This is a genomic window from Spirosoma terrae, from assembly GCF_010435915.1.
In the GTDB taxonomy this organism is placed as follows: Bacteria; Bacteroidota; Bacteroidia; order Cytophagales; family Spirosomataceae; genus Spirosoma; species Spirosoma terrae.
The window spans coordinates 1-19,210 of record NZ_JAAFZH010000010.1; the positions used below are offsets into that span (position 1 = coordinate 1).

The following is a 19,210-nucleotide window of genomic DNA, read 5'->3' on the forward strand; positions in this document are numbered from 1 at the left end:
CTTGTACACTATTGTATGGTTTATCGACCACCGAACAAGCCGCCCAGCATTCCGCCCAGGCCACCACCCTGTTGACCAACAACACGTAATAAATCGTTCATATCGAGTTTACCGTCAGCCATTGCTGCTCCAGCCATACCCATCCAATCGACACCTTGCTGACCCGTAGCAGCACCCAGAATAGAGTTGCCATCGACACTCGAATCGTTTGGATCAGATGCTTTGTTCATCAGTTTACTTAAAACAACAGGGACAACAGCAGCCGCTATCGACATAGCCACCTGAGGAGAGATACCAAGTTTTTGCATCAGACTCTGCTCAACGTTCTGCTGAACGCCTGCCGTAACCGGACTTTGTTGTACGTTACCACCATTTACGACCATGCCCAGCAGGTTACCCAAACCGCCACCCTGCGCCTGCTGACCAAGCCCGCTCAGAATGCTGCTGGCAACAGTCTGCATCACATTATCATTTTGGTTATTAGGAATAGCAGGGTTATTGATAACGGCCTGTCCGGCATTCTGCTGGACTAAATTCATTAATGTTTCTAACATGGTTTGTATGGTTTAATTAACGGGAATAGGTTCGATAATACTCCGCGCTAAAATTAGATGAATTCTGGCTGAGACCTGAATTTGAATCCATTATCTTGCCATGAATTAGTATCATTATCTATGACGAACGAAGGCTCGAAAAGTAGCGGTATAAATCCAGAAAAAATAGCGTTAAGCGATCAGATTAGTGGATTACTCACGGATTTGCTTTACCCCAGCGAATCTGATGAACCCATCGACTACGTAACCTGCTATCTTAACCAGGAAGAACCATTAACGGTTAGCCAGATAAAAGACTGGCAGATGCTACCTCTCGACATTTTCGTTGAAGAAAGAGCCGAAGAGGACTTCTGGGCACCTGTAACAACCGAGCAGGATTGGTATGAAGCTGAAGAGAAGACGCGCGTTGACCAGTTTAAACAGCTCAGGCAACTAGTGGAAGCCGAATTAACGGATCGGCAGGTGTTTTACGCGGGCAATGTTGAGATTGATGTGTATTTGCTCGGAAAGCAGGCAACTGGTGATCGGGCTGGCATTCATACTAAAATCATTCAAACCTAATAGCGGTTTTTCATGGGCTCCAAATAGAAAAGCCCCGGCTCATCACCGGGGCTTTTCTATAGTCAGTTCTGTTTACTTCACTTGTTCGACAACGGCTGCAAATGCTTCCGGATGATTCATGGCTAGATCAGCCAATACTTTACGGTTAAGCTCGATGCCCGACTTGTTCAAAGAACCCATCAAAGCAGAATACGAGACACCATTGATACGGGCACCTGCATTGATCCGTTGGATCCAGAGGCTACGGAAATCCCGTTTTTTGGCCCGGCGGTCGCGATACGCGTAACCTAAGCCTTTTTCGACAGCATTTTTAGCTACTGTCCAAACATTTTTGCGCCGACCATAAAAACCTTTGGCCAGCTTCATTACTTTTTTCCGACGCGCCCGTGAGGCTACGTGATTGACGGAACGTGGCATAGTATGTTAATTGTTTTTTGACGACAGGCGGCAGGCCATTACTACCTACTCTTCAAAGCCCGGCACCGGGTGAAACGTGAAACCAAGACGCAACTACGTCTTTTGTTAATTCTTAAACGTTCAGCAGAGCTTTGATCCGGCGCTCGTCAGCTGGGAAAACCAGTGCAGCATGAACCAGATTACGCTTCTGTTTGGTCGTTTTTTTAGTCAGAATGTGACTATGGAAGGCGTGCTTCCGCTTGATTTTACCAGTACCTGTCAGCTTAAAACGCTTCTTGGCAGCTGAATTTGTTTTAACTTTTGGCATTGCAGTTACCGCTTAAATACGAAAAAATTTAGTAAACAGGCCGCAAAGATACGAAAAAACTCCAACAATAGCTGTTCCCTGCGAAATATACTGGCTAGCTCTATTCTGAATCATAGTTGGAAGGTAGATACAACAGCAGAAACCCCTGCGCTCATTTCAAAGCGCAGGGGTTATATATTGCCAGTCAGTTGGTCTATTTCTTCGGGCTAACTACTTTGGGAGCCAGGAATAGTGTCATCCGTTTACCTTCAAGTTTAGGCTCTGACTCAACTTTCCCGTACTCTTCAAGTCCTTTAGCGAATCGGTCCAGCAACTGAGTACCACGGTCTTTAAAGACAATAGCTCGTCCTACAAACTGGACATAAGCTCTCACTTTCGCGCCTTCTTTCAGGAAATTGATGGCGTGCTTCAGTTTGAAATCAAAATCGTGATCATCCGTATTCGGACCGAACCGGATTTCTTTGATTACGACTTTGGTAGCATTTGCCTTTATTTCTTTCTGCTTCTTTTTCTGCTCGTACTTGAATTTAGAATAGTCGACAATACGACAGACTGGAGGTACAGCATTCGGAGATACTTCTACAAGATCAAGGGCCTGCGCCCGGGCCATAGCCTGAGCTTTGTTTATGTCGTAGATTCCCTGTTCTACATTTTCACCGACCACCCGGACTTCGCGGGCTAAAATGCGTTCATTGACTTTGTACGGTTCTTCAACCACACGACGCGGTGGTCTGCGCTGGGGTAATGCCATAGATTGTGTTTAGTGAAACTTAAATTAAAATCGCTTGGATAACGCTGGTTATTCTAAAAAGTTCAGGAAACTATTGAAAATACTAATACTAAACAATATTAAATCAGTTTGGGGTTTCAGGAAACACATTTTTAAAGAATATGGCTCATTTTGATACCTGCCCCCTCTAAAAACTGGCTACTGAAACCCCTGGATTTAATATTATATTTTCACTTCCTGCTGAAATGTTGTTACAAACTCATCGATGCTCATGCTGCCCAGGTCGCCCTGTCCTTTCCGTCGAACCGAAACTTTCCCTTCAGCCGCTTCTTTTTCGCCAACTATAAGCATAAAAGGCACTTTATTTACTTCAGCATCGCGAATTTTACGGCCGATTTTTTCATCCCGAAGATCAACAAAACCGCGAATATCCTGCTCCTGTAACGTAAAGAACAAATCGTTCGCATAATCTTCATACTTTTCTGAAATTGGCAGAATCGCAATCTGATCGGGCGACAGCCAGAGGGGGAAATTACCACCCGAGTTTTCGATCAGAATCGCAATAAAGCGTTCCATCGAACCAAACGGAGCCCGGTGAATCATAACCGGACGATGTTTCTGATTGTCGGCACCAATGTATTCCAGTTCAAACCGATTTGGTAAATTATAATCGACCTGAATCGTACCCAACTGCCATTTACGGCCCAAGGCATCGCGAACCATAAAATCGAGTTTAGGGCCGTAGAAAGCGGCCTCACCCAGTTCCGTCACTGTCGGCAATCCTTTTTCGGCAGCCGACTCGATAATGGCAGCTTCTGCTTTTTCCCACAAGTCGTCAGAACCAATATACTTGGTTTTATTCTCGGGGTCACGTAGTGATACCTGGGCACTATAGTCGTGAAAACCAAGCGACTTAAAGACATATAAAACCAGGTCAATCACTTTCATGAACTCATCTTTTACCTGATCAGGACGGCAAAAGATGTGAGCATCATCCTGCGTGAAGCCACGAACACGAGTTAACCCATGTAATTCACCGGATTGTTCATACCGATAAACCGTACCAAACTCAGCTAATCGCAAGGGTAAATCGCGATACGAACGCGGCCTGGTTTTGTAAATTTCGCAGTGGTGCGGGCAATTCATCGGTTTCAGCAAAAACTCCTCATTAGGATCTGGAGTTCTGATTGGCTGGAACGAATCTTCGCCATATTTATCCCAGTGCCCCGACGTTACGTATAGCTGTTTGCTACCGATATGTGGCGTTACTACGGGTGAATAACCAGCCCGGATCTGTGCTTTTCTCAGGAAATTCTCCAGACGCTCACGTAACATGGTGCCTTTAGGAAGCCACAGCGGTAATCCCTGCCCTACTTTTTCAGAAAAAGCAAACAACTCAAGCTCCTTACCTAACTTACGATGGTCGCGTTTTTTGGCCTCCTCAAGCAGATATAAATAATCGTCAAGCTCTTTCTGCTTCGGATACGTAACGGCATAAATCCGGGTGAGCTGCTTATTTTTTTCATTACCACGCCAGTAAGCACCGGCAACGTTCATGATTTTAGCCGCTTTAATAAAGCCCGTATTCGGAATATGGGGTCCCCGACAGAGGTCTGTAAAATCGCCCTGCGTATAGAAGGTAATTGTACCATCGTCAAGCCCCTCCAGCAAATCGAGCTTATACGGATCGCCTTTTTCTTCGAAATAAGCAATCGCATCAGCTTTGCTCATTGGCGTACGAATATACTGCTGCTTCTGGCGAGCCAGTTCCAGCATTTTATCTTCAACCTTTTTGAAATCCTCCTGCGAAAAAGCCTGCCCATTCAGATCTACATCATAGTAGAATCCCGTTTCTATGGCTGGTCCAATACCAAATTTAACGCCAGGATACAGGGCTTCTAGCGCTTCCGCCAGCAGGTGAGCTGATGAATGCCAGAACGTAGCTTTTCCTTCAGAATCGTTCCAGGTCAGCAATTGGACCGTAGCATCTTCGTTAATGGGTCGCGTGGCATCCTGTACAACACCATTTACTTTGGCGGCCAATACGTTACGGGCCAATCCTTCACTAATTTGAGTAGCAATATCCAGTCCAGAGCTTCCTTTAGGATACTGCCGAACGCTCCCGTCGGGCAGCGTCACGCGGATTTGTTCGTCCTGCGCAATCATTTGTTTACTAATTTATTTGTGGGCACCCGCAGCTTACCTACAACTGTAAGCCACTTAACTTTTTATATAACATACCATGCATGATATATGAAGTATGGAATCGAACCTGGAAATCATACATCATAGTTTATACAGACTACGTCATACAGTTTTATAACACCTTCTAAGACGTTTCAATTCTATTCAATTGGTTTAATTGTTCGCCGTAGCGAATCACCCGTACCTGAACTCGCTGGTGCTTTGGGCTTTATGGTTAATACCCGTACCCGACTCGTATCAAGTGTTGTTCGGCTCGGGGTCGAATTCAACGGTTCTTCGGGCGTATTTGGCAAAAGTAATGAGTTTTGTGAGTATTGACGCCGTTGCGATCGCCATAATCCGGCTGCCGCCTGCTGATCGGTCGAATTTTGGGTAGTAGCTTTGGTATAGGCGGCAATTGCCAGCTCATACTGCCCCATTTGTTCATGGCAAAATCCTATATACGTATCGATGCGCGGAAACTGGGGCCGCAGTTGCTGTACCCGCTGATAATTGGCTAAGGCTACGTAGTAGTTCCGATATTTCTGATTAATCAACCCCATCTGAAAATTAGCCTGATAATAATTGGGCTGTACCTTCAATGTTTGCTGATAGCAGGCCATGGCACTATCAAGTCTGCCACTGACATGATAAATTAAACCACGTCCATAATAAAGCCTGGGATTATTGGGGAAATAACGTAGCGCCTGCCCATTGTAGGTGAGCGCCGATACAGGATCTCCTAACGATCTATAAATAGCCGCCAATTGATTGTACGTATCCAGATAGCGGGGTTTCAGTCGTAACGAATTCTGATAAAACGCTAAAGCCTGGGTCGTATCCCCCAGTTTAGCCGCCAGAAGCCCCCTGAAAAAATAGGCTTCACCATCATATGGAGCCATCTGTAGCGCTTTTGCTACGTATAACTGAGCCTTATCGAGTTGATTCTGTTGCTGTAACAGGTCGCTCTGCAGGGTATATAACTCCGGCGTATCAATTCCTAAAATTTCGGCACGCTGGGCATTGACCATTGCTTTATCGGGCTGCTGCAATGCGCGTAAAATCTGAGCACGGGTCAGATAATAGGAACCGACATCGTCATTACGGCTAATTGCTTCGTCAATATCCTCAAGCGCATCATTCACGCGACCCATTGCCAATAAAATGACTGCTCGCTTTGCATAGGCCGACGCAGGCGACGATTGGTTAATAGCCCGGGTCAGGGCTCGTAATGCCCCCATCGTACGACTGCTATCACCTGGTTTAGGGAAATCAGGAATATAAGCCGACTGCCGATCATCATCTGCACAGGATACAAGGGTGATGAGCAGAATGAATAAGAGCAAATAATGACGCATAACGGGAATAAGTACTGCCGCGTTTGGTTCTGGTGCCAAGCCTTTCATTTGTTATCGGTAAAGGACAACACTACGTAACCGGGCATTTAACAAAGTTAGTGATTTCAAACAGAAGCGAATCGATAAAACACCCCTAGTGGCAGACGTTTCTGGAAGCTGTCATTTACAGCCAGTTCTCCCCATTCAGCATTGGGTACATCGCCGTAGAGCTGGCCAATCAGATTATCCAGTAGTATCGACGAAAAACCAAGTGAATACAGGTTAATTATGAAAAAGAAGTCTTCCTGATCCAATAGATCAGCACATGATGTCAGCAAACCGGTCAAGTGTTCTTCCAGCACCCATTTTTCGCCATCAGGACCACGTCCATAAGCGGGGGGATCGAGGATTATGCCGTTGTATTTATTTCCGCGCCTGACCTCGCGCCGAACAAACTTAACGGCATCTTCTACTACCCAGCGAATGTTATCTAACTCACTGTGATCCATATTCTCACGCGCCCAGCTGATAACGGGCTTCACCGCATCAACGTGGGTAACATCGGCCCCCGCCTGACGAGCGGCCAACGAAGCTCCGCCAGTATAGGCAAATAAATTCAGGACTTTAGGCCGTTCTACCCGCTGAGCAAGCCTCTTGATTTTATCGTAAATATAACCCCAGTTGTCCGACTGTTCGGGAAAAAGACCAACGTGTTTAAACGTAGTTAAGGCTAATTTAAACTTAAGATTAAGACCTTTCTGCCGAAAAGTCACGTACCAGGGATCGCGCATATCGGGCTTAATTTGCCAGTCGCCCCGTTCTGGCGACTGACGATCCCGACGAAATATAGCGTGGGCCTGTCGCTCCCATTCCTGGTCAGACAATGATTTATCCCAGATAGCCTGTGGCTCCGGTCTCGATAAAATAAACTGTCCAAATCGTTCGAGTTTTTGAAACCCGCCGGTATCAATTAATTCGTATTCTTCCCAGAATTCGGGGGCAATAATTTGAATGGTAGCCATATTGACATGAAGAATGAAGGACTGAGGGATTAATTAGAATGGCTATTCGTTACCAACAGGCTTCTGCCCCATTGCCAGAATCAATTCAAATTCATCGACCGTCAGTGGCATTACTGATAAGCGTGAATGCCTCACCAGAGCCATATTCGCCAACAAGGGCTCTGCTTTTATCTGAGCCAGAGATACCGGATTCTCCAGGGCAAGTACAGGCTCCAGTTCCACAACAACCCACTGAGTAGGTTTAGGTGTTACCCCATCCTTCGAAAGCGTAACGACTTCCGTAGGATCAGGATAACTTTCGCGTACTACGGTAGCCAGACCCACCACACATGGATTCGTGACACTATGATAAAAAAGCACCTGATCGCCCAGTTGCATTGCTTTTAAGTTGTTGCGGGCCTGATAGTTACGAACACCGTCCCACACGGCACGTCCCTGTTCAATAAATTGATGCCACCCGTACGTTTCGGGTTCAGACTTAACCAGCCAGTAATTCAACGACAGAATAAATTAGGTAGGTAGGATTTCCGCAGTGCGGCAGAAATCCTATATCAGCGTAAAATCATTACGTATCAGCCATTATCGACACTGTGCTGATACACTATATTCCGAAGTGATTAGTCAATAATAATCATCGTGTTCCTGGCTGCTTCCATAATGAGAGCCGTACTCATCTTCGTCATCCGCGAACCGGGTTCCTGCTCCTTTAAAGGTGAGTGCTTTCTTTAAAATAACAATCTGGCCTGTATGGTATAGATCATGATTCACAATGCCATGTAACATGTCATAATACGTATAGTCGCGACCAGGCACAATATCTTCCAGGAACTCATCATCGTCCCGCTTATCCAACTCATTGATAAGTTCTTCCTGACTCAAACTCAACTCCATCTCAAGGGCCTCCCACTCAAAATCGTCAATTTTTTCGGGTAGCGCACCAAAATTCTTCTCCGGTGTCGTAATATCGAACGTAGCATCCCCCTGCATTTTTTTAACGCAGAAAATCCGCCAGCTCGTCATGTGAAAAACCAGTTCAGCAATCGTGTGGGTATTGGGCGAGATTCGTTTCCCGGCCATATCGGGAGTCACTCCTCTTAACGCTTCAACCACGGATGGGCCATGCCAGGCTTCCTCACTTTCGTATGTTGTATTCAGGAGATCTATGATTCGGATGAGTTCGTCGTTTGGGACCATAGGTAAATAAAATCAAAAGCTACATTTTTTGTAGCATTAAAGGAACAGCTTGACGACACAATGATCAATAAAATAGTTCAGCATTGTGTTTTCAGAAATCCTAAAAAACAAAGCTGCAATTAACCTTTAATACTACGGTTTCTGTTATTTGTTTAGATAAAAAATTCGATGGATTGAAGCAACTACCAAAATCTACTAAAACAGACACTACGTTATAATTCTAACAGAAATAGGTAAGCAGGCTTTACATTTTCGCACAAAGTTACAGCAATATTCATGGGGTTTTGACAACGGACCGATCAATTTTCAGCAAACAGAAGCATCGGACCGACACTTCCCAATAACCCTTATTCCTACGCATAAGATGGTTTTACCTGGTTTTATCGACTTAAACCAACTCATTAAGTACAATCTTAGGCCAGAGCCAAATTAATTATAAGCAAAATACAAATTTTCACTAATGGCACATTTTATGTAGCGGTACATTCAATAGTATTCCAACGAAGTTGTGTGACTTAAATTCCTCACCTCAATCTAATGTAATATTATATGATTCTCTGGATTCATTAGGTGCCTATGCCTGTATTTCTACTTCTTTTCTTGTGTACGATTACTTGTTTCGGACAAACCACAAAGCCATTGCGGTATAATACCGAAATTGGTAGCTATTTTTCTTCATCAGGTCTGAATCCGTTTTGGCTTAGAGCCAATCAGTACGGAATTGTTCCACATGACCCTACTATTTTAACCTGGCGTCAAGCCCTGCATGTTGATTATCACGATGCCCCGAAAACAAAACGAGATAGTTTACAGGCACGCAATCGGCGAGTCGACTGGGGTTGGCGGGCAGAAGGCGTGGTTAATGCAGGCAATAACGTAGCTTTACTCATCCCTGAAGCGTACGCTAAAGTACGATTGGGATCGGTAGAAATCTGGGGAGGGCGTCGCCGTGAAATCATTGGCCTGGTCGACTCATCGCTGACCTCGGGCTCTTACATCATGTCGGGGAACGCCTTACCGATGTTAAAACTTCAGGTGGCTGTTCAGGAATATACACCCCGACGGAGCCTGTTTGCCTTCAAAGGTTTTTATTCGCACGGGTGGTTCGAACGGGATCGGTTCGTGCAAAACACAATGCTGCATCAAAAAGCCCTCTACGTTCGGGTGGGTAAACCTAACTGGCGGCTTAAGTTATACGGTGGCATGAATCACCAGGTAATGTGGGGCGGCACAACCACTCAGCTGCCAGGCACACGTATCAAAAATAATTTACTTCCTTCCCGTTTCAGTGACTATCTTGATGTGGTATCGGCCAGCTCCCTTAATAACCGGGCTAATGTAGATACCAACCGGATCAGCCAGTTTGATCGGGAAAACAGAATAGGAAACCACCTGGGCACCATCGATTTAGGATTCGATTATACAGGCCGTAACTTCTCACTGTTCGTCTATCGTCAGAATATTTACGAAGATGGTTCATTGATTCATCTGGCCAATATCAGGGATGGATTGAATGGGATACGTATCCGCAATCTTCGCCCGTATAATCCCAGACGAATCCGCCTAGACGCCATTTTAATAGAATATTTGTACACGCAGAATCAGGGTGGGTCTGTTTTTTCAGACCTGCTTCGTCAGCACGGACGCGATAATTACTTCAATCATTCTCAGTATCAGGATGGATGGTCCAGATATGGTATGACAATTGGTACGCCTTTTATTACGCCCTCCAACGACACCCGAACCGATCTCCCTCGCTATGGTTTTACGAATAATAACCGGGTGGCTGTCATGCATCTGGGTTTGTCCGGTCAAGTCATGAATATCTGTCGATTTCAGCTAAAGGCTTCGTATAGTGAGAATTTGGGGACTTATGAAGTTCCTTTTCCATCGCCAGTATACCAATTTTCAGGCGTCGCCAATCTGGCGGTGCCCCTACCTATTTTGAACGGCCTCTTAGTCAATGCATCAATAGCTACGGATATAGGCGATTTATACCCTAACAGCACGGGTTTTTACCTTGGTTTGCGGAAAGATGGACAGACCAAGAAACGATAGTGTACTGTACAATAACTTAATCAATATCGGTAACATACAATTCGATAAGTACTCAAATAGCAAGAATTACTCTACCTAATCCTCAACTTGTCTACCGTTTAGTATAAAAGTTATTAAGATTTTTTAATTTACTACGGAAGTAACTGGTTAAAGCTTTACTTTGCAGAGCAGCATTTGCTTACAATCGTGCCCATATAGTGTAATTAATACGTATTAGTTATGCTAACTTTCTCTTTTCAGCCATTTCGTTTCAGGAAGTTTTAAATTCTGGGTATTAGTAAATCATCAACACCTATTGTTTCATTTCCTAAATCATGAATCATCTGGTAAAGGATGAGGAGTTGATACGTCTGTATCTGAATACTCATCGAAACGATTATTTTGAAATTCTTTATAAACGGTATGTAACCAAAGTCTACAAGCGATGCTTATCGTTGACCAAAGACAGCGTACAGGCCGAAGATTTCACCCAGGATATTTTCCTGAGAGTACACGGAAACCTTACTAATTTCAAAGAGAACTCCGCTTTTTCGACCTGGCTGTATTCCATATCCTATAACTATTGTATGGATCAGATTCGCTACTCGAACCGATCCAATACAGTGTATCTATCCGAGAATCAGGACTTTGTTTGGCCAGATTCTTCTGATCAGGAAATCAGAGAAAATCAGCTACAGCATTTGGATAACGTCATAGGCACCATATCGCCGGAGGAAACGCAAATGCTACGGATGAAGTATACCGATGGACTGGATATCAACGAAATCGCGGAAGCCCTTCAGTTAAAAAACAGTGCGGTAAAAATGCGCCTTAAACGGACACGGGATAAGATCCGCCGATTATACGGCGATCAATTTTTCTATTAGTGCTCCGAGCCTATTTTCTGCGACGTAATTCTACCAAAATGTATAGGGCAATGCGTTCGTTACGTCGCCTTCCCGAATGTATCGCCGTTTTGATAATCAGAATTACACCGACATAGTCACTTTCCCCATCAATCGGTACATTGACTGTTGTTAGCCATTTTCCGATCAACGGCTGGTCCGTCCGGCTTTACTTCACCTACAAAATAGCGGTATTAAAGTGTACGCCCAGGCTATATCTTTACCCCTTCTTGTGTTGTATTAATAGCACACCAGAATTAACGCATAGTAGTTTTGGGCTCTCAATGGTTTTCTATACCCTACGATCAATCATGTAATCTACATTGATCTAATCGGTTAACGCTACGTCGTCCGAACTATAATATCTACTACTGAAACCTGGCCTATCTTAAATCTAAATGAAACGCTTCTGTCTCTTTGTCACCCTTCTCTTCTACCCTAACCTGATCTTTGCTCAGCAACCATTTACCAACGGACGCATAAAGGTTTCTGACAATAAACGATACCTCATCCACCAGAACGGTACGCCTTTTTTCTGGCTGGGGGATACAGCCTGGGAATTATTTCACCGACTGAATCGGGAGGAAGCCGATCAGTACCTTAAAAAACGAGCCGAACAGGGTTTTACGGTAGTTCAGGCCGTTGCATTGGCCGAATTTGACGGACTAAAAGAACCGAATCCATATGGTGAAATACCATTAATCGGTGAAGACCCGACCAAACCTAATGATGCCTACTTTACCCATGTCGATTATATAATTGACAAAGCAGCTCAGTATGGGATCGTGATTGCATTTCTACCAACCTGGGGCGACAAATTAGTTAAAAATACCTGGGGTAAAGGTCCTGAAATTTTCAATCCAACCAATGCTCGAACGTACGGACGCTACGTTGGCAACCGATACAAAAACCGTGACAATATTGTTTGGATACTAGGCGGTGATCGAAACCCTCGCGAAGGCTCACAGGACGTAGCTGTTTGGCGCGCTATGGCTGAGGGGATTCAGGAAGCGGTTGGTGGGGCCGACAAAGCCCTGATTTCTTATCATCCGCAACCGAATGGCATGGATGGTGGTGCATCGAAATGGTTCAATAATGAGTCCTGGCTTGATTTTAATATACACCAGAACGGCCACTGCCGCTTTACGCCTGTTTATGACCAGATTACGGTCTCCTACAATCGCCAGCCCACCCGGCCAACGATGGACGCCGAACCGATTTACGAAGACCATCCGGTTTGTTTCAACGCTAACGATTTAGGCATCTCCAATGCGTATGATGTACGAGTATACGCCTATCTGGATTTGTTCGCCGGAGCTCACGGACATACCTATGGTTGCCACGATATCTGGCAGATGTATAGCGCCAAACGTCCAGCGGTAAATAATCCACACATTTACTGGCCGGAAGCGCTCGATTTACCCGGAGCCAATCAGATGCGTTACGTTCGGAAACTGATGACCGCTCGTCCATTACTCGATCGCGTTCCCGACCAATCACTCATCGCTGAAAATAACCTCTCTGCTCCCGAACGAATTCAGGCTACGCGTGGCAATGATTATGCGTTTATTTATTCGGCTGTAGGAAAACCATTCACGGTTAATCCGGGCAAGATTTCGGGAAAAACCATTACCGCTACGTGGTTCGACCCGCGCACTGGGAAAACCCAACCGGCCGGTACGTTCAACAACCAGAAGCCGCAGCAATTTACACCACCTTCAAAAGGATACGGTCATGACTGGGTGCTGGTCCTGGACGATGCCTCAAAAAACCATGCTGCCCTCTAAGCGGTAAGCTATGCTCGCCAGACGCCAACTTAGTTTATGCTGTGGGTGTTCTGAATTTTCCTTGCTTGAACTCTGACGGAGTCAGGCCGGTGTATTTTTTGAAGGCAATCGAAAAATGCTGGGCGTACTCATAACTCAGTTTATCGGCTATTTCATCAACGGATAGCGAACTGTTACGTAACAGTTGCCCCGCATAGTCCATCCGAAGCGAGCGGATAAAATTGAAAACAGATGTATTGAACAATTGTCTAAACCCCTTTTTGACCTTAAACTCGTTCAACAGACAATATCGGCTAAGCTGTGCCAACGAATGCTCCTGCAGAAAATTAGCCTCCAGATAGGCTTTTAGTTGGTGCAGCTTTTCCACTTCTTCAACGGGAATCAACGTCGACAGCATCGACTCCGGCCCCTTAAATTGCTCCACCTCCAGAGCCAGTAATTCGAGCAGCCGGGATTGAATCAGCAAATTACGCATGGGCCCCGTGGCTTTGCAATTGCGTATATCATCCAGCAGATACAGCATCTGTGGCGTTATGGTTTGCGCCCCCTTCCCTCCCGAAAAGGGTCTATCGAAATGCAGGTCTGTGAGCACCTGCTCACTCCAGGCATCCTCCTGCCCAATTAACTGACCAAAATACTGCTTATCCAGACTAATCAGCATCATCGACATGGATTGTCTGCCTTTCATCCGATTGATATGTCCTGTTTCAGGCGTATGAATCAGGTTATGTGTCTGTGATCGCATGGGTAGCTGATGGCCAATGCCTTGAAATTGTGTATCGAGCGAACCTTCCAGCACAAAATTGATATCAATAGTGGTGGACGTATTGCTGACCGTCTTATCGTGCAACTCGATGTCTTCGGTTGTATCCCAGCGCATCTCCATGGCATGAATATGCGATAAACCCAACTGTTTGAATTGGATTTGGCCCGCCTTAGGATGGTATAGGCTGACAAAGTCCGTAGCCACGGATTGAGGAACGGGAGTCGATTTAGACCACCCTGGATAAGGCAGTACATCAAACTCAAAAACATCAGTTGTGTGCAGAACAGTAGTTGCCATACGCTTTACCTAACGATCTAATGATATGCTAAAAGTAAAGGCCACTGCTCGTATGTCTTGGGCAGTAAAGCCCCAACTGTATGATCCATGTTGCCAAGTGATGTATTCGCCGACTGAACTGCAAGCACAGCTGTTGCAGCAAGAATCCGTTTTGAGTAGCTCCTAATCCGTTCTGCGTAGGCATTCACCGGTCATGAGTGCTGAATTTTGCGGAGTCGATAAACGGAACGATACGTACTCCGGCTTATCACCCACAAAACAGCAAAGACAATGACGTTACCAATCGCAATCGAATCTCCACTAAAAACCGATCAGCAACCATGTTATCCTACAACCACTTTTTAATTGTTGGTTTGGGTGATGACAGCCTGATAGATCAACCCACTACCCACGATGATCACTGCTCAATCAGTGTCACTATCGTAGGAAAAACCTACCGATATACGTCCCCTCAATCCTGCTCCCTAACCGAACGGGAACCCATGCGACTCTGGTATATGGACATTGGCGGAGCACCGGAGCATTTTCTATCAATAGCCACTTGTGGCGTTCGTTCAGGGAGTTTTCCATTCGGAGAAACCTCTACCCTACAATCGGGCATCAGCATCGTCACCTACGGCTACCAGGATTCTATTTACTCGTCGTGCCCTCCTTCTGATCACGCTCAAAGCCGATTAAAAGGTATTGTTCACATCGAACATCAGGAAGGCAGCTACTACACTAAAGGTACGTTCTCCGGCTTTTTGCGGCCTCACCATCAATTGTCGGATACAAAAGCGACACCAATCAGCGGCCAATTCGCTCTCTATCGTCAGCAAGTCTGAAGGATTTTAACGTAGTCAACTTTTTTAACAACCAGTAAACACACAAGCTCATGTTCACAACTAAACAATCAATCAATTGGACTGCAATCTTCGCAGCTCTCCTCACTACCAGAAAATTAAAACGTATTGGTCAAACTACTTCCTTCCTGTTCCTGCTATTGATTCTGGCTACCGGCTGTAAGAAAGACAAAGATGAACCGGAGCCTTTAAAGCCTCTCGTGGCAAACGCAGGTCCCGATCAGCCCGTTCAGGTGGGGCAGTTGGTTACGCTCGACGGTTCAGGTTCCGCCGATGGCGAAGGAAAACCGTTAACGTATCAATGGGTACTCACCCAGAAGCCAGCCAAAAGTACGGTTACGCTAACGAACGCCAATGCCGTTCGGGCTACGTTCACCCCCGATGAGGTTGGTGATTATGAATTGTCTTTAACAGTATCGAACGGGTCCGCCACCAGCGTCGATCAGGTGAAAATTACGGCCTCGGTAGCCCAGCCAATCACCATCAATAGTGATATTACGGTAAAGACCGTACTGGAAAACCAGATCATGAATCCCGACTTACCCGACTATGTTGTCACCAAAAGCATTGCTGTCAAACACGAATTAACTATTCAGCCAGGTGTAGTAATTGCCTTTGAGCGCGACGCCCGCTTTGATATCAACGATAAAGGAGGAATGCTTATCGCCCAAGGTACCCCCGAGCAAAAAATTCGCTTTATCGGTGTGAATCCGATCAAAGGCTATTGGGCTGGTATCATGCTCTACTCAGCCAGTAACGCTAATCTGATGGAGTACGTTGAGATACTTCATGCTGGTAGCCGCCCCATGCTGGATAACAAAAAAATGGGCATGTCGATGTTCAAAGAAAGCCAGATAGCGCTAAAAAACACTCTTTTCGCCCAACATGACGGGTATGGTCTATTTATTCAGGAAGGAGCCATCGTGCGTAATTTTTCGTCCAATACGTTCAGCAACAATACCGAGGCAGGTCTACTACTGTCAACTGAGAATGTAACAAAACTGGATGCAGCGTCGGTTTTCACGGCCAGCAACGGACGTAACGTTGTCGAAATAAACGGCGAATACATTGGTGACCCAAATTCAACCATTGCTGAAATCGCCTGGCATGGCTTTACCGATAAAACGCCTTACCGACTATTAAATTCAGTTGCCGTTCGCTCGGGCTGGCGTTTACTACCTGGCGTAACGGTTGAAGTAGCGCGTGACGCGTCGATCACTATTAATGAGCAGGGATACGTAGCCGCCAAGGGAACAACCGAGCAGCGAGTGATTTTCACGGGAGCAGCTTCAGCAAAAGCGTATTGGCAAGGTATTCTCAGCCATTCGACCAGCCATCTGAACAGTATCGAAAACGCCGACATCCGGAATGCGGGCAGCAAGGTGATCATTTCAGGCCAGCGGGCAAACCTCGCCTTATACGGCAGCAATGCAACCATGACAATCCGGCATACACGTATCAGCGGAAGCGGTGGCCACGGGATTCTGGTTGGTTATGGCTCAAGTATTAACGACGACGCCAGTACTACTAACCAATTTGACAACAATACGCTGGCAACAATTGAGTACGAGCAGTAGTAAAAGTCCGCTCTTCTCACCAAAACAAGATTTTGGTGAGAAGAGCGGATTATAAATCGGCTACGTATGCTCCCATTTGCCTGACCGAATAACAGGCAATATTTCGTTTTCTGGCTTCGGCTACTAATCGATCAGTCAATGGCGTTTTGTTAGAATCATCGAAAACAATATGCCGGGCTACTACCCGCCCCGATAGCTGCTCCCATTCGCGCAGGGCGTTACGTCGGATAATGAGGTAATCGACTACGGCTGGCAGTTTCCATTTGGTACGTCCGGTGAGTTTATTGACCAGCAGAAACGTCTTACCACGCCAAACCCACAGCGCATAATCCTGACTCTGATAGATTGTTGAAACACCCGTTTGTGCCCTAGTTGGTTGGTACCGGATATCGATACGAGCAGGTCGGTCTACACCCCACTGGCTGAATGTATTTTTCAGATAAAAGTCGTAGGAGCGTTGGTCGGCAGTATCGAGGTCGGTCAATAACGTACTGAACCGCCCTTCCGTCAGACTAACGGCGGTTCGATGCGGTAGAAAATGAACCGCTATCTTCTGCTGATTCGCCTGATCATAGTTTTCCCAGACCAGTAGGGCTGACAGGAGATATGCCGCTATACACGTTGCCCAGAGGTAAGCTCGCTGCCGAGTAAGCAGTAACGCGGTTCCAAAAACGATGATGGTATATACCAACACCAACGTTATTGGTGTGAGCCATAGTCCTTCCCAAGCCGCTCCCGGCAATTGCCCGATTCCCGTAACGGCTCCATTCAGCATCCAGGCTATTTTTTGCAAAAGCCACCCCAATGCGTCGTTTGCATACGGAACCCAGCTTAGCGCCAACGTAGCCATCGACAGCGGCAGCAAAATTTCCGACAGTCCAATAACTACGGGATTAGCCAGCAGGAAATAGGTAGGAAACTGATGGAAATAGAATATCCCTAGTGGGAACGTGATTAGTTGAGCGACCAAAGCAACGGCCGTTAGCTCCCAGAGCCGATTGGCCCATTTATGCCGAAACGTGAACGACTGATAGAGCGCAGGCTGCCAGGCACCAATACCCGCCACTGCCAGATACGACAATTGAAATCCGGCCGAAAATATCGCGTATGGATCGAAGCATAAAATAAAAAACGCGGAAGCGCCCAGCGTATTCTCAAGCCGCTGCTGACGCCCTGATGCATTGGCCAGGATTAACAGCGTAAACATACCCGCCGAACGTAACACCGGCGGAGAGAAGCCGGTAATCAACGCATAAAACCATAAAATGGCTAGTTGTACTACCGCCAGTGCCAGTTTACCGCGCGGCCGTTTTGCCAGAAAACCTAGTAAAATTGTTAATACCTTAAATAAAATACCAACGTGCAAGCCCGACACCGACAGCACATGAATGGCACCAGCTACTGAATAGGATCTGTATAGATCAGCGTCCAGATCGTCGCGAACCCCCAGAATCATGGCATTGACAATAGCAAATTCGGCTCTAGTGCCTACCTGTCGGGTAAATACGCTATCAGCCCATCGGTTGATGGTTGTTGCCCATCGGGTTATCGGGCTGGGGGGATCATAAGCAATCACCTGTCGCTGAAACGGTCGCAGGTATTGCTGGTGGTAGATATTCCTATAGCTCAGATAGCGCTTGTAATTAAACTCACCCGGATTTAACGGTGGATCAATGAGTCGCGGAGCGCCCGACACCAGCCAAACCTCGCCATATGTAGGCATTTTCAGAGTCGCTTTGTCCAGATAAACAATGACCCGTCCACTCAGCGGTTTCCATTCCTTCGGTACAGACGCTACGCTCCATAAACCCCGACGAATGTCAAGCTCCACACGGTAGGTTTTAGCACGTTCTTCGGGCTGGGATACAATTACCCCTTCGTAGGCACGTAACGTATCGCGTACATGAATAATGTTATCTGGTCGATTTATTGCTGTATGCTGATACGTAATAGCCCACCCTAACGCCATCAGTATTAGCAAGCCCCCAATGCTTTGTCCGACTTGAATAGGCTTTATGATTTGCTTTGCCCATTGGCGCTGCCCCCATGCCCACAATCCCAGACCAAGGCATAGGGCAAGTACAGGTATATAGATAACATTAGGAAGTTGCACATAAGCAACAACACCAACAATCAGGGCTGCTACGTAGCGTACAAACGGGCTCCCTTTCATTCTTTCCCGTAGGCAGAACCGGGCAAAACCATCTTATAATGCTGAATGCCAGCCTCTTCAAACTGAGAACCTACCGCTACAAAACCAAAACTGGCATATAATGGCATGGCTGGCAACTGGGCGTGCAGATAAATACTTTCAATAGGTTCAGGCTGCTGACTAAATATATCATCGAGAACGGCACGTACCAATGCTTTGCCAACACCTTTACCACGACAATCAGACAGTACGGCAAAGCGCTCCATCTTAACCCCATTTGACGTCCGTCGCCAGCGGGCAGTGCCACACGGTTTGCCATCTTCCCACGCCAGAAAGTGCGTACTGGTGTTTTCAAACTCATCGTATTCTTCTTCGGCCCGAACCTTTTGTTCGTCAACAAAAACAGCCTGTCTTATCGAAAAAACAGTCTGTAGGTCGTCTGAATTGGAAACAGGTAAAACAGTGATCATAAAGCGGTAAAATTTCGTCTAACCTTATAGGCTGACTATCAGCCCATACTAACGAACAACAGGAAACGCTA

General features: G+C 46.1%; 18 protein-coding genes. 6 read left to right on the forward strand and 12 right to left on the reverse strand.

What is annotated here, in order from left to right; genetic code table 11:
• Positions 1–20 precede the first annotated feature (20 nt).
• A complete protein-coding gene (locus tag GK108_RS19800) occupies positions 21–554 on the reverse strand; it encodes a hypothetical protein (protein ID WP_163952316.1) in 534 nt (177 codons plus the stop codon).
• A gap of 120 nt (positions 555–674) precedes the next feature.
• Between GK108_RS19800 and GK108_RS19805 the strand changes: the two genes are divergently transcribed.
• The gene (locus GK108_RS19805) at positions 675–1,115 is read left to right on the forward strand and encodes a nuclease A inhibitor family protein (RefSeq protein ID WP_163952318.1); all 441 of its coding nucleotides are present in this window, start codon (positions 675–677) and stop codon (positions 1,113–1,115) included.
• 72 nt (positions 1,116–1,187) lie between these two features.
• Here the strand turns inward: GK108_RS19805 and rplT are convergent, their stop codons facing one another.
• The 8 genes from rplT to GK108_RS19845 all read right to left on the reverse strand — a co-directional run bounded on the left by rplT (position 1,188) and on the right by GK108_RS19845 (position 8,306).
• Positions 1,188–1,532, reverse strand: coding sequence for a 50S ribosomal protein L20 (gene rplT, locus GK108_RS19810; protein WP_163952320.1), 345 nt, complete (start codon positions 1,530–1,532; stop codon positions 1,188–1,190).
• A gap of 112 nt (positions 1,533–1,644) precedes the next feature.
• The gene (rpmI, locus tag GK108_RS19815; protein WP_163952322.1) at positions 1,645–1,839 is read right to left on the reverse strand and encodes a 50S ribosomal protein L35; all 195 of its coding nucleotides are present in this window, start codon (positions 1,837–1,839) and stop codon (positions 1,645–1,647) included.
• A 193-nt stretch (positions 1,840–2,032) separates the two neighbouring features.
• Positions 2,033–2,590, reverse strand: a complete 558-nt coding sequence (gene infC / locus GK108_RS19820; protein WP_163952324.1) for a translation initiation factor IF-3 — start codon at positions 2,588–2,590, stop codon at positions 2,033–2,035.
• 201 nt (positions 2,591–2,791) lie between these two features.
• A complete protein-coding gene (gene thrS, locus GK108_RS19825; protein ID WP_163952325.1) occupies positions 2,792–4,735 on the reverse strand; it encodes a threonine--tRNA ligase in 1,944 nt (647 codons plus the stop codon).
• Between the two features lie 179 nt (positions 4,736–4,914).
• The gene (locus GK108_RS19830; protein ID WP_246225020.1) at positions 4,915–6,159 is read right to left on the reverse strand and encodes a tetratricopeptide repeat protein; all 1,245 of its coding nucleotides are present in this window, start codon (positions 6,157–6,159) and stop codon (positions 4,915–4,917) included.
• A 56-nt stretch (positions 6,160–6,215) separates the two neighbouring features.
• A complete protein-coding gene (locus GK108_RS19835; RefSeq protein ID WP_163952327.1) occupies positions 6,216–7,112 on the reverse strand; it encodes a class I SAM-dependent methyltransferase in 897 nt (298 codons plus the stop codon).
• 42 nt (positions 7,113–7,154) lie between these two features.
• Positions 7,155–7,610 carry an EVE domain-containing protein gene (locus GK108_RS19840; RefSeq protein WP_163952329.1) on the reverse strand — a complete coding sequence of 152 codons (456 nt, stop codon included), beginning with the start codon at positions 7,608–7,610 and terminating at the stop codon, positions 7,155–7,157.
• Positions 7,611–7,733: 123 nt separating this feature from the next.
• Positions 7,734–8,306, reverse strand: coding sequence for a DinB family protein (locus GK108_RS19845; RefSeq protein ID WP_163952331.1), 573 nt, complete (start codon positions 8,304–8,306; stop codon positions 7,734–7,736).
• A 600-nt stretch (positions 8,307–8,906) separates the two neighbouring features.
• Here GK108_RS19845 and GK108_RS19850 point away from each other — a divergent pair.
• The 3 genes from GK108_RS19850 to GK108_RS19860 all read left to right on the forward strand — a co-directional run bounded on the left by GK108_RS19850 (position 8,907) and on the right by GK108_RS19860 (position 13,035).
• Positions 8,907–10,364, forward strand: a complete 1,458-nt coding sequence (locus GK108_RS19850) for a capsule assembly Wzi family protein (protein ID WP_246225022.1) — start codon at positions 8,907–8,909, stop codon at positions 10,362–10,364.
• A gap of 314 nt (positions 10,365–10,678) precedes the next feature.
• Positions 10,679–11,230: an RNA polymerase sigma factor gene (locus GK108_RS19855; RefSeq protein ID WP_163952335.1), complete on the forward strand. Its 552-nt coding sequence runs from the start codon at positions 10,679–10,681 to the stop codon at positions 11,228–11,230.
• Between the two features lie 416 nt (positions 11,231–11,646).
• The gene (locus GK108_RS19860; RefSeq protein ID WP_163952337.1) at positions 11,647–13,035 is read left to right on the forward strand and encodes a glycoside hydrolase family 140 protein; all 1,389 of its coding nucleotides are present in this window, start codon (positions 11,647–11,649) and stop codon (positions 13,033–13,035) included.
• A 34-nt stretch (positions 13,036–13,069) separates the two neighbouring features.
• On the opposite strand, the gene GK108_RS19865 is transcribed toward GK108_RS19860, so the two are convergent.
• Complete coding sequence (locus GK108_RS19865; RefSeq protein ID WP_163952339.1) at positions 13,070–14,098, reverse strand: helix-turn-helix domain-containing protein; 1,029 nt, start codon at positions 14,096–14,098, stop codon at positions 13,070–13,072.
• Positions 14,099–14,295: 197 nt separating this feature from the next.
• Here GK108_RS19865 and GK108_RS19870 point away from each other — a divergent pair, with 197 nt between their 5' ends.
• Positions 14,296–14,922, forward strand: a complete 627-nt coding sequence (locus GK108_RS19870; protein ID WP_163952340.1) for a hypothetical protein — start codon at positions 14,296–14,298, stop codon at positions 14,920–14,922.
• A 50-nt stretch (positions 14,923–14,972) separates the two neighbouring features.
• Positions 14,973–16,517: a right-handed parallel beta-helix repeat-containing protein gene (locus GK108_RS19875; protein WP_163952342.1), complete on the forward strand. Its 1,545-nt coding sequence runs from the start codon at positions 14,973–14,975 to the stop codon at positions 16,515–16,517.
• Between the two features lie 49 nt (positions 16,518–16,566).
• Here the strand turns inward: GK108_RS19875 and GK108_RS19880 are convergent, their stop codons facing one another.
• Complete coding sequence (locus tag GK108_RS19880; RefSeq protein ID WP_163952345.1) at positions 16,567–18,690, reverse strand: ComEC/Rec2 family competence protein; 2,124 nt, start codon at positions 18,688–18,690, stop codon at positions 16,567–16,569.
• A complete protein-coding gene (locus GK108_RS19885; protein ID WP_163952347.1) occupies positions 18,687–19,139 on the reverse strand; it encodes a GNAT family N-acetyltransferase in 453 nt (150 codons plus the stop codon). Before GK108_RS19885 ends, GK108_RS19880 begins: the two co-directional genes overlap by 4 nt.
• Positions 19,140–19,210 lie beyond the last annotated feature (71 nt).